The organism is Bradyrhizobium sp. CCGUVB14 (assembly GCF_024199935.1).
GTDB lineage: Bacteria > Pseudomonadota > Alphaproteobacteria > Rhizobiales > Xanthobacteraceae > Bradyrhizobium.
In genome coordinates this window covers 2,339,691-2,351,766 of record NZ_JANADS010000001.1, presented here as the reverse complement: position 1 = coordinate 2,351,766, position 12,076 = coordinate 2,339,691, and the positions used below count along the sequence as shown (strand labels likewise).

At 60.8% G+C, this 12,076-nt stretch carries 5 protein-coding genes and 5 pseudogenes; 5 read left to right on the top strand and 5 right to left on the bottom strand.

Annotated features, from left to right (window positions below; translation table 11 throughout):
* Positions 1 to 164 precede the first annotated feature (164 nt).
* Entirely contained in the window at positions 165 to 1,952 is a 1,788-nt protein-coding gene (locus NLM32_RS10870; RefSeq protein ID WP_254128979.1) for a sigma-54-dependent Fis family transcriptional regulator, read from the top strand.
* A 567-nt stretch (positions 1,953 to 2,519) separates the two neighbouring features.
* On the opposite strand, the pseudogene NLM32_RS10865 reads toward NLM32_RS10870, so the two are convergent.
* The 4 genes and pseudogenes from NLM32_RS10865 to NLM32_RS10845 all read right to left on the bottom strand — a co-directional run.
* Positions 2,520 to 2,672 (bottom strand): annotated as a pseudogene (locus NLM32_RS10865) (integrase core domain-containing protein); the annotation flags it as partial.
* A gap of 63 nt (positions 2,673 to 2,735) precedes the next feature.
* Positions 2,736 to 4,024 (bottom strand): annotated as a pseudogene (gene ltrA, locus NLM32_RS10855) (group II intron reverse transcriptase/maturase).
* 516 nt (positions 4,025 to 4,540) lie between these two features.
* A pseudogene (locus tag NLM32_RS10850) lies at positions 4,541 to 5,546 on the bottom strand (IS3 family transposase); the annotation flags it as partial.
* 534 nt (positions 5,547 to 6,080) lie between these two features.
* Positions 6,081 to 7,277: a Fic family protein gene (locus NLM32_RS10845; protein ID WP_254128977.1), complete on the bottom strand. Its 1,197-nt coding sequence runs from the start codon at positions 7,275 to 7,277 to the stop codon at positions 6,081 to 6,083.
* A 178-nt stretch (positions 7,278 to 7,455) separates the two neighbouring features.
* Between NLM32_RS10845 and NLM32_RS10840 the strand changes: the two genes are divergently transcribed.
* From NLM32_RS10840 to NLM32_RS10830, 3 genes and pseudogenes are all read left to right on the top strand, one after another.
* Positions 7,456 to 8,022, top strand: coding sequence for a hypothetical protein (locus tag NLM32_RS10840; protein ID WP_254128976.1), 567 nt, complete (start codon positions 7,456 to 7,458; stop codon positions 8,020 to 8,022).
* A gap of 120 nt (positions 8,023 to 8,142) precedes the next feature.
* The gene (locus NLM32_RS10835; RefSeq protein ID WP_254128975.1) at positions 8,143 to 9,132 is read left to right on the top strand and encodes a serine protease; all 990 of its coding nucleotides are present in this window, start codon (positions 8,143 to 8,145) and stop codon (positions 9,130 to 9,132) included.
* A 58-nt stretch (positions 9,133 to 9,190) separates the two neighbouring features.
* Positions 9,191 to 9,589: pseudogene (locus NLM32_RS10830) on the top strand (transposase); the annotation flags it as partial.
* A gap of 329 nt (positions 9,590 to 9,918) precedes the next feature.
* On the opposite strand, the gene NLM32_RS10825 reads toward NLM32_RS10830, so the two are convergent.
* Positions 9,919 to 11,037 carry an IS110 family transposase gene (locus NLM32_RS10825; RefSeq protein ID WP_254128974.1) on the bottom strand — a complete coding sequence of 373 codons (1,119 nt, stop codon included), beginning with the start codon at positions 11,035 to 11,037 and terminating at the stop codon, positions 9,919 to 9,921.
* A 104-nt stretch (positions 11,038 to 11,141) separates the two neighbouring features.
* Between NLM32_RS10825 and NLM32_RS10820 the strand changes: the two are divergent.
* Positions 11,142 to 12,071, top strand: a pseudogene (locus tag NLM32_RS10820) (IS701 family transposase); the annotation flags it as partial.
* Between the last annotated feature and the right edge of the window lie 5 nt (positions 12,072 to 12,076).

Here is a 12,076-nt window from a genome sequence, read left to right as displayed (position 1 = left end):
CAGATCGCAAAATCGCAAAATTATATAATTTAGACAGATACTTAGAAACGCGAGTCACGATGCGGCAGCCGTTCGTCGGCGGGGACTTCCATTCGCGATTATTTGTGAAATAGTGAAGATTAGATCGGGCACTATTTCATCATTTCATGAATATGAGGCGCCACATGGCGGAGCGTGAAACCCGGATTTCGCTGGCGGAGGCCTCCCGCCGGGCCGCCCGGATTCTCACCCGCGGCGCCAGCAGCGAGCTCGAGACCGGCGCCGCGCCGACCTTCAACGATCTCGCCGAGTCGCTGCACTTCGCGCTCGGCGACGGCCGCATCTGGCTTAACGACCAGCGCATGGTGCTGATGCAGTCGCAGGTGCTCGGGCGCCTCCGTTGCGAGATCATCGACGCCTTCGGGGTCGAGACCGCCCGCGCGCTGTTCACCCGTGTCGGCTACATGCAGGGCATGCGTGATGCGGAGTTGATCCAGAAGCGCTTCCCGAACGAGGACCTCACCCACGCGCTCGCGGCCGGGCCGCGCGTCCATACGCTGGAGGGCTTCGTCAAGGTGACGACGCGGCATTTCGAATTCGATCGCGACAAGTGCACGTATTTTGGCGAGTTCCTGTGGGAGGATTCCTCGGAAGCCGCCGAGCACCTTGCAAGCTACGGCCTCGCCAGCGAACCGGTCTGCTGGCTACAGGTCGGCTATCCCTCCGGCTACACCAGCAAACTGTGCGGCTGGCCGGTGATCTTCCGCGAGGTCGAATGCGCCGGCATGGGCGCGCCACGCTGCGTGGTGGTCGGCCAGCACGCCGATGCATGGGGCGAGGACGCGCCCGAGCGCAGCTATTTTGGGCTGGAATGGAAGAGCCGCCCGGCGCATGCCGTGGGCAAGACCGCGGCCGCGGCGGACCAAAGCCCACCTCCCTCAGGCGACGACAGCACCGTCGCGGTCGGCGTCTCTGCCGCGTTCGTCCGCACCCGCCGCCAGCTCGAACGCGTTGCCGCGACGGATGCCACCGTGCTGTTCGTCGGCGAATCCGGGGTCGGCAAGGAGCTGTTCTCCAGCCAGCTTCACGCCATGAGTCGGCGCAACGGCGGTCCGTTCGTGGCGATCAACTGCGCGGCTATCCCGGAGCAGCTCGTCGAATCCGAATTGTTCGGCGTGGAGAAAGGCGCCTATACCGGCGCCATCGCCTCGCGCGCCGGCTATTTCGAACGCGCCTCCGGCGGCACGTTGTTTCTCGACGAGATCGCGTCACTGACCTATTCGGCGCAGGGCAAGGTGCTGCGTGCACTGCAGGAGCGCAAGATCGAACGCGTCGGCGGCAGCAAGACCATCTCGCTCAACGTCCGCGTGGTGGCCGCGTCCAATGTCGACCTGACCGCCGAGGTCGCGGCCGGCCGGTTCCGGCAGGATCTGTATTTCCGGCTCTGCGTGTTTCCGATTCTCATCCCGCCGCTGCGCGAACGCCGCGACGATATCCCGCTCTTGATGGCACATTTCCTCGGGATCTATTGCGCGCGGCACGATCGGCACCTCACGGGCTTCAGCCGCCGCGCCACCGACGCGCTGCTGAAGTACGATTATCCCGGCAACATCCGTGAACTGCAAAACCTGATCGAGCGCGGCGTCGTCTATGCCGACGACGGCGGCATCATCGACATCAGCCATCTCTTCAGCGGCTCGGAGCTGCTGCCGCCCTTCTCGATACAGCTCACCAGCGACGGACGGTTGGGCCGCACGCCGCTGCTCGGTCTCGATCCATCGTCGGCGGACGAAAGAGACACCGCCGCGCTCAACAGCGGCGCGTCGTTCGCGAAGGGGTCGTTTGCAGAGATGGAGGCCGCCGCCTATCGCTCCGCGCTGACCCAAACGGACGGCAACGTGTCAGCCGCCGCGCGCCTGTTGAAGATCAGCAGACCAAAGCTGGACTATCGACTGCGCCGTCTCGGGCTTTAGACCACGCTCGACGTGAGACAGTCTTGTATGATCGAGGCCCTTTCATTCAATCACTTCTGAGTGGCAGCATCTCCACCAACAGGATCACCATCGAGCCAAGATTCCCGGCGCCTCAAGCCAGACTTTATCCGCATCGTCAGGCCCTGGGATTCTCGACGGGCGCGAATCGGGGCCAAGCGCCCGTTTTGTGAATCGAGGGACTCCTCGGCGTCGTTCCTCACTCTAGCGACTCTTCTCGGCGAGAGATCGGTGCATTTCGTACAAAAGTGGCAGCGTCAATCCCCAGATTTGAGATTCACAACTCTCGATTCTCGTAGGGAATGCCGCCCATTCCGATATTGATCCGCATCGGAGGCGACGCTACATTCGCTAGATAATCCCGCGATCATTCTATCAATCGGTTGATCAGCGCGACTCCGTGTGAGGTGGCTCCGGTTGTTTGGACAGCGCCCCGCGGAAATTAAGTGGATTCCTGCCGGGTTACGCTGAACGCGGGGCTCTACGATTTTGTCGTTGCGTCGGGAGGGCGTTGCCCGACCAGAGCGACGACAAAATCGTAAACGACGGTCATGCGGCCATCACCATTGCTTGCGCGCCGAAGCAAGCCTCGTCAGGCGTGCGTCCGTCAAGGCTCGAGTGAGGGCGTCCCTGATTGTAGAACGTCAAATACTTGGTAATCGACGCTCGCGCCTCAGACACGCTGTCGTAGGCACGAAGATAGTTGAGTAGCGCGGGGGAATCCCACCCCCACGCCCTCCGAGAACCGGACGTGAGCCTCTCGACTCATCCGGCTCCTATCGCCCCAACCGGAGACCCGTTGAACCAATGGGCGAACAGGTTTGGCTGGCGGGATTTAACCCCGCGCAACCAGCCCCACGCTCGCTTTGCGTGTCCTCGAAGTCTTTTGTATTTCCGCTGTGCCCACCGCACGATAAATGGATCTACCGTGCGCAGTGCCCTGCGAAGCGCCGAACGATGAAAACGCCCGTAATAGTTGACCCAGCCAACAAGAATTGGCCGTGCCCATTGGGCGATTTTCTCAAGTCGAGATCGTTGCGATGATGCAGCTTCCAGCGACGCACGTCTTCGCGCATCGCCTTGGCCGCTTTGTCGCTGACCGCAGGAGAGAAACTGACGAACAGCTTTCCAGCGCGATTCATCGATTGTCGGGGTCGAAACGTAAAGCCCAGAAAATCGAAGCGTTGCTCCGGATAACCGTTCGGTCGGTTCGAGTCTTTGCAGTACACAATCTTCGTCTTTTGCGGATGCAATTCCAACTTACACGCCGCAAGCCGCGCTTCCAGCGCTTGCCGCAATGAAAGCGCTTGCGCCTCACTGCGACAGTGACAGATGGCATCATCCGCGTAGCGCTCGAACGGAATGTCTGGATTATTTTCCTTCATCCAACGATCGAACGCATAGTGCAGGAAAAGGTTTGCCAAGATTGGGCTGACGACTGCCCCTTGCGGGGTCCCTTTCTCTCGGCTGACCAGCGCGCCATCCGGCATGCTCACGGGTGCCTTCAGCCATCTTTCGATGTAGAGCAGCACCCATGCGCAGTCGGTATGACGACGCACCGCTCGCATCAATAACTCCCAATCGATGTTGTCGAAGAAGCCTTTGATGTCGAGATCGAGCACCCAGTCAAAGCGCCAGCATCTCTGCCGTGCCGCAGCCAACGCATCATGCGCCGACCGACCGGGACGATATCCAAAGGAGTCATCGTGGAACACTGGTTCCAGGACGGGCTCAAGATATCGCTTGACTACCATTTGGGCGATTCTGTCAGAAACGGTCGGGATACCTAACGATCTCGTTCCCCGTCCGTCCCCTTTCGGTATGTCAACTCGACGAACCGGTGGCGGCATGTAGCTGCCCGACGACATTCGATTCCAGAGCCGATAAAGGTTGTTACTCAAATCCTTCTCGAACTCCGCGATCGTTTGATCGTCGACGCCAACCGCCCCGCGGTTTTCCCTCACTCGCTTATAAGCCAACCATACTTCGCGCTTGGAAATATTAAACGGTCTTGCTTTATCCACGCTGGTCCTCCCCTTGCGGGTTGCCAACATAATAAAGCCGGGCGACGTCACCCCTTCGGTCCAGCTCCGTTACAGAGCCTTCATCCCTACTACGAGCGACTCCGCCCCTGTGTCCCGCATCGGTACTCTCGCCCTCGCGGAGTCCATCCGCTTGAGCTTCTCCCTTGGCATCGGGACGACAGGTTCCTGAGTTCCTTACCAAAGCCTGGATCAAGGTCACGCCGCCTCCATGCCGGACGCCGATTGAGCAGTAGACAGGCTCCCCTCAATCTTTATTCGCGGGACAGAAGTCTGGGTCCCGGTTTCGACGTCGTTTGATACGTTTCGACACGTCATCAGCGGTTTACTTCCGTTCGTCTCCTTGAACCTCACCTGACGGAGTCTTGCTCCGCCTTTTCCATCGACGTTCACCACAATGGCTCTTGACCAATGCAGCTCGTGGCGGTTTGAAGCCTGCTCCTGCAAGCCGACTTCGAGGGGCCTACCCTCATCTCCGATAAAGCATCGCCACCGTTCATATTTCGAACAGTGACGTTCACAGCACACCACTTCCTCGTATTTGACCGTCCGCCAGAGCCGTTCGACAAACACGTTGTCGCGCCAGGCGCCCTTGCCGTCCATGCTGATGGCGATCTTAGCGTCCAGCAGCATGCTGGTGAAGTCGAGGCTGGTGAACTGGCTGCCCTGATCCGTGTTGAAAATTTCGGGCCTGCCGTGCTTCACCAATGCCTCCTGGAGCGCTTCGACGCAGAAGGCCGCCTCCATCGTGATCGATACGCGATGGGCCAGGACCCGTCGGCTGAACACATCAACGACCGCCGCGAGGTAGACGAAGCCACGCCGCATTGGAATGTAGGTGATGTCCATCGACCACGCCTGGTCGGGCCGCCCGATCTTCAATCCGCGCAACAGGTACGGGTAGATCTTGTGGCCCGGTGCCGGCTTGCTGGTGTTCGGACGGCGATAGATCGCCTCGATCCCCATCCGCTTCATCAGCGTCGCGACGTGGCGGCGGCCAACCCGCACACCCTCACGCCGCAACAGCGATCGCAGCATCCGGGCTCCCGCGAAGGGGTAATCGAGGTGCAGCTCATCGAGCCGACGCATCAAGGCAAGGTCCTCGGCCGAAACCGGCCGAGGCTCATAGTAGATCGTGCTGCGGGCGAGGTTCAGGACCTTTGCCTGGCGAACAGCAGACAGATCATGATCGCGGTCGATCATCGCTTGCGCTCAGCAGGCCCGCCTTGGTGAGCGCGCCGGACAAAAAATCGTTCTCCAACGCAAGCTCGCCGATCTCTGCGCAAACGAAGTTTGTCGCTTGGCATCTACTAACTAACGCCTTCAAATCGACCGGTGCCTCGGCCGATCCCTTGTCCTGCCCAAACACGCCGGCGGCGCCCTCCAGGAGCTGGTTCTTCCAGGTCGTGATCTGGTTAGGGTGAACATCGAACGCTTGCGCAAGTTCGGCCAGTGTCTTCTCCCCCTTCACGGCGGCCAAAGCCACCTTAGCCTTGAAGGCCGGAGAATGCGTCCGGCGGCTCCTCTTCGTCATCTTCGCTCCTGATTCGCGGCAAGAATCCTCGCCGCTGTCAGGCAGAAAATCCACTTAAGCTACTGTCCGAATTTGCCGAGCCAGCTCTCTGGCCGGCGTCCCCGTCCACCAGGGACAAAGTTGCGGGGCACCCGGGTGGTGTTTCCAGTAGGGCTGGCCGCTCCGGCCTTCGCGCGGAGCATAGACGGCATGTCCGCATTTCGCGCAGACGAAACGCGCTTTCCTGTCGAGCCGCGCGCGCGTCGCCGCGCGACGGAGAACCTGATAATCGTCCTTGCTCATCGCTATGAGCGCATCACTCGTGATGCTGTGCATCGATGCAAGGTCAACCACTCTCTTGAGTGTCCTTCGGAGAATCGCCTCGACCATCTACCGAATCGCCCTTCCTCCGGCGTGATCATGGAGCATTTGCGGGATCGCTTGCTATGGAAAATCGCTTGGCGTCTCACGGAGGTCCGAGCCGACTGCATGACCGACGGCGTGGCGAAGCCGCAACTCGCGGCGTCACCAATTGTCAACCCGGCATGGCGGCCGTCAGGTGTCTGCACCGGGAAGAATGGGTTCTTCGCCGAAGGGGCGGTTAATGATCGATAGCGCGTCGGGCGCGGCGAAGACGCGGTTGCGCGCGTAGCCGGTACGCTCGTTCAAGATTTTATTCGCGACCAGTTGCTCTACCGCTTGCGAGGCTGCAGGCACCGTAATGCTGAGAAGCGAGGCCAGACGCTTGACGGTCAGCACGGGATAGTGCGGCAGAACATCGAGTGCGCGCAGGCTGGCTGAGCCCTGGCGAAACCTCCGCCGCTTCCGCCATAGATGGCCAAGTGCAGACAAGGCATCGCGGGTCTTCAGGAGCTCATCTGTGGTGCCGACAATCGCGTCCGCCATGAAGCCGACCGCTTCATGCCATTCGAGGCGCTGCTGAGCCCCCTTGAGCGATTCATAATAAGCTGTCTTGTGGGCTTCAATGTACGGTGACAGGTAAATCGGCATCATGCCTTCAGCGGCCATCATCAATGGCAAAAGCAGACGGCCAACGCGGCCATTGCCGTCACGAAACGGGTGGACCGCCTCGAAATGTGCGTGCGCAACCGCCATTCGGACGATGAAGCTCTGGTGCATCGCCTGCATGCCCTCGCAGCGCATGTACTTCATCGTACCCTCAAGACACGCGGCAATGTCCGACGGCGGCGTCGGATTGTAGGTTGAGTAAGCGATATCGCCCCTGCCGCCGATCCAGACGACAACCTGGCGAAGATCGCCGGGCTTGTCTTTGTATTCGGCGTCGCCGCGCATGACGGCGCGATGCAGATCCTGCACCAAACCGCTTGTGAAGATTTCCAGTTTCTCTTGTCTGGCCCGAGGCAGGAAGTCGTCGAGCGCGAGCGCGTAATCACGCACCTGAACTACCGCCTCGCCCTGCTGGGAATCTTCGCTTTCTTCACCAGACAGCAATTCGTCAAGCGTGCTGTTGGTGCCTTCAATCGCCGAACTGCTGACAGCTTCCCGCCGCGGCAAGATGCGGCTTATGAGATACGGGTCCTTTAGTTCGGCCGCGAGCGTCTCGATGCGCACCAAGGCTGCATCCGCCGCCCTGAGCCGGGCAAGGACCGCCCCCACGGCAACGCCATCCTCAGGCGGGGGCAGCGGAACCACGCCGTAATGCGCGGCATGGGGGGCCGGTAGCCGCTTCAATTGTTCCCGCACGGCGTGAGTGAGATTATCGCGGTTCAATGGAAACCTTTCGCAGAGGAGCTAATCTCGGCACCATAATAAAGGTTATTTATATATACTTCAATAAAGGGGCTGACGCGGGATCCTACGTAAGCTTTTTGAGTTCCATCTTCAAGGAACCGCTTACACGTACTGTCGTTACGACTTATGTTTCGTAACGACAGTACGGAGACATTTCGTGGCCGACCCTACGGTAGTCAGGCGAGTAAAACGCCAGCGCGACGTTCGCCTGGCTGAAGGCTGGCAGGAAGTCCGTGTGTGGGTGCCCACCGAACAAGACGCAAACGACATCAGAAACCTCGCCGCCGATCGCAGGGCAAAAGCCAAAGCGCTCGCCGGCCTTGACGAAGGAATTAAGAGCATGCCCCCAGAAACACTGCACCGTATTGCCGAGGCGATCGCATCCCAGGGCTCGGCAGCCTACACAACCCCCTCCGGGCCCGTACTGGACCTCCTCACCAAACTCGCGGAAGAGGACGATCTCGCGAGCTTCTCACGGGCCTTCATTCTTCTGGCGCGCGCCGAACCGGCTAACGCTGCTTTTGTCGCGGGCGCCGTGCCGGCAAAGATCTCCAACTTCCTGATCAAGCACCGCGGCGTCAAGGCGACCGCGCTGATCAAGTGGACCGAGTCCAATCCGGATTGGGCTGAGGAGCTCAAGAACGCACTGCGTGATCCCGATCTATTTGTTCGGGTCGTCGAAGGCTTCGCCTCTGCGATCAAGCAAGGTGCCGCCGCTCACTAGATCTTTGACAAGGAAACCGGCGCCGTCTCAAAAAAGCGGCGCCGGTTTCCTTGTGACTCGGATGAGCCTTCACATTGAATGCGCCTTAGGGCGACTCGCCTTGCCATGCTAGACTGGGCGATGCCCTTTCCAGTCACCCCCACAGCCGGAGACGATCCCCGCCAGTTTCTGATCCAAGACCCGACGGGGGTTCGCCATCCGATTATCTCCTTGCTGGCAATCGACAACCACACACACCGCGTCTCTGGTCTCGGCACGGCGTTCCGTATCGACCCCTTCGGAGGATATCTGACCGCGCAGCACGTGCTTGAAACATGGCTCGGGCCTTCGCGCCCGCGGTCGACGGTTGTCGGTCTTCTCAACCCGGGGCTTGTCTATGGGCGTGCCCCGATCGGGGTCGACGGGATGGTGATGATTGCGTCAGCGACCGCCTTTCGCACCCCGCCAGAAGATATCGCCCTTGATCGGCTGCTCAACCGTGACTCGAGCCGCATGTCACTCGACTGCATGATGCTGTCGTTCAAAGCAGACAACACGCGCCTGAACGAAGTACGCGATTTTCTTCCCCTGCGGCTGACCGGGAAATGGCCCGAGGTCGGCGGTGAGGTCATGGCCATTGGGTTTCCCGAACTGCGTTCGATACGGGACCGCGAGATCGACGCGGATGTTCTGACCGAGCGCATGTATGGGTCTATTGGCCGCGTAACCGCAGTGCTGCCGAGTGGCCGCGAACATCGGCCTTGGCCGACATTTGCGGTCGACAGCCATTGGCCCGGCGGCATGAGCGGCGGACCCGTGTTCAACCAGGACGGAGAGGTGATCGGCCTCGTCAGCTCAAGCGACGAGCCGGGAAGCGACGGTGCGCAATCCTACGCCTTTTGGTTTGCGCCGATCCCGGGTCTTCAACGCAACCTCCCTCACGTCGACCCATCGAACCCAGGATGGGTGCGCGGTTGGGCGGTGGTGCGCAACGCTCCCTGGCATGTTGCGGCAATGACCAACGACCGCGCAAGGGCAGAGGAAATCTGCGCGACGCTGGCGTCGGACTATTCGGTTCGCTTTGGCTCCCTGAGGGCTGGCTCAGATGACTTTATTGGTTCGGCCGACTAGCACTACCTTGGCAGATTTTTAGCGGCGCGGGATTCCCAAATCAGTTTTTCTGTGACTCATGGGAGGTCGGCTCATGGAGGGCCGATCAATGGACGTAAACTGGCAGGCTGATCTCGATCGCTGGCTTGCGCCGTTTGTCGCGGCGCTACGGCACAAGACTAGAGCGCGGATGTGTCCAGCCTATATCGCCGGGCTGATTGGTCCAGGAGACCGCAAGAGCATTCAGCCGATGGCGACGCGCGCTCGCGAAGTCGGCTACGATCAGCTGCATCATTTCGTCACCGCCGGAGTTTGGGACAGTGCCTCGCTTGAAGCCGTTTTGCTGAAGAAGGCAGATGGCCTGGTTGGTGATGAGGCGGGGTTTCTTGTCATCGATGACACGGCGTTGCCCAAGAAGGGATCTCACTCGGTTGGCGTGGCACCCCAATATGCCTCGTCGCTCGGAAAGACGGCCAACTCTGATGTTCGTTGTCCAGGGTTATCGGCATGAGGGTGCGACCTCCGTTTGTGCCGGAGTTGTCAATTGGATGATTGTTACGCAGCGCAGGAGGCAGAGCCGCTGAGACGACGGTTTGTAGACTCTGATACGCGGGTTGGATACCGCATTTCCGTTTGTTCGTCCGGGGCTGTCTCGATCTGCCAGCGGGCATCGACAATGTCGGCCACACAATTGGTGCGAGAGTTCCCCAACCGGGGCCCTGCCTCCAGCGATGCGCAACAATGATGTCGTTCCTGAGAGTTCTCCTGTGTTGAGGTGGAAGGAAGCGTAGCTAATTCAGCAAGCGATCAGGTTACGCCGTGCGGCTCCACCTCTTGGCCGATTGCCCAAAGGAAGGCGGCCATTTCCCGGGCGATGGCCACGGTGACGACTGCCTGGCGTTTGCCGCGTGCCATCAGCTTGCGATAGCGAGCGCAGAGTCTGACTTGGGCTTTCCAGGCGATGTCGCACACCGCTTTCGTCAGGCCGGCCTGCCGCTCCTGCAGTAGGCGGCTCATCCGGGCGGGGAAGCGGTAGGTCCAGGCGCCCTCAATGAGCACGCGGCGCGCCCGGCCATTACCAGCTTTGGTGATGCTGCCGCGCCGGATGCGTTCTCCCGTGGAGTTTTCGCAGGGCACCAGGCCAAGATACGCCATCAGTTGGCGCGGGCTGTCGAAGCGGCGCACGTCGCCGATTTCGGTGACGAAGGTGACCGCGGTCAGGAAGGCGACGCCGCGTAGCGCTTGGTAGGCGGCGATCACTGGAGCCATGGACCATGAACTCACCGCCTCGGCAACCTGGTCGTCCAGACGCTTGAGACGGATCTCGGCGGCCTCGATCGCTTGGCGATACTCGGCCAGCACGAGATACTGCGCCGGATGCTCGAAGCGTTGCTCGCACAGCCATCGTGTATGCGCCTTGGTCCACGCTTGACGGCCGGTGAAGACCCGGCCGTGACGGAGCAGGAAGGACTGCAAGCGTTGACGGGCCCGCCGCAGATCCTCCATCGCGGCTTCCCGGGCACGTACCAGTTCTCGCACCGCCTCGTGCTCCGGATCCGGTACCCAGACCGCGGTCAGCTCTCCTGCACGATGCAGCTTGGCCAGGGTCAGCGCATCACGGCGATTGGTCTTGACCCGTTCTCCAGGCCGCTTCGGGATCAGTGATGGTGCAACCACGATGCAGTCGTGGCCAAGCCGCGTGATCTGACGATGGAGACCGTAGCCGGTCGGGCCGGCTTCGTAGCAAAAGGCGAGGTCCCGGTGCCTTTTGGCGAGCTTCGCTATCAATCGCTCCACCGCATCAGGCGCGCTGTCGATCTCGCCGATGAAGCGCACGTCGCCATCGCGCCCCGCCTCGGCTACGGCTACCGAGATCTTCAGCTTCGACGTATCCAGTCCCACGTAGATTTTGCTATCCTGCCGCACGGCTCGTCCTCCTATGTGAGAGGCTCGGCGCCGGCCCACCCGGCGCAACCCTCGCTCATCGCATATTGCGGACGAGCCACCTCTCGGACAACGAACATACGGTCTGCCAGTCGCTGGTCTCGGTAACGTTGGCGTCGCGCGAGGTACCCGTGATGGTGGGCCTGCGGCTATTCCTACCCGAGAGTTGGACAGATGATCGTGAGCGCATGGCGCGGGCCGGTGTGCCGAAGGATAGACAGACTGCACTGACAAAGCCGGAAATCGCGATCGCGGAGATCGACCGCGTCATCGCCTCCGGTGCACGTTTTGGCTGTGTGCTTGCCGATTCAGGGTACGGCTCCAGCGGGACTTTCCGTCAGGCTTTGAGCGAGCGCGGTCTGTTGTGGGCGGTGGGTCTGTCGCGACGCCAGAACGTTTATCCCACCGACGTTGCCTTGATCTTCCCTGTCGCGAAGGCCGGAAAGCGCCGCAAATACCACATTCCAGATCAGCCCCCTGTCGCTGCTGAAGCGATGTTGGCCAAAGGAAAATGGCGAAGGGTCAGTTGGCGGCGGGGCACCAAAGGTCGACTGACATGTCTCTTCGCGGCCCGCCGTGTCCGCGTTGCGGATGGCCATAAGCACCGCATGCTCGATAATCGGGTGCAGTGCATGCCGGGCGACGAGGTCTGGCTCGTCGGCGAACGCCGGTCGACTGGCGAGCAAAAATACTATGTGTCGAACCTACCGGCCGATGCGAGCCTCAAGATGCTCGTCGCCACGATCAAAGCCAGATGGGTCTGTGAGCAGGCCCATCAGCAGCTCAAGGAGGAGCTTGGCCTCGACCACTTCGAAGGGAGATCCTGGACGGGGTTACACCGACACGCCTTGATGACCATGATCGCCTACGCCTTCCTCCAATCCCGCCGCCTCAAAGCAGCGGGACGAAAAAAAAAGAATCGCCGGACCGCCGCCACAGCCGAGCATGCCGGCCGTCAGGCAAGCCATCCTCGACCTCTTCGCGCAGCCTCCACCCCGGCGATGCCCGCACTGTGAGAAAC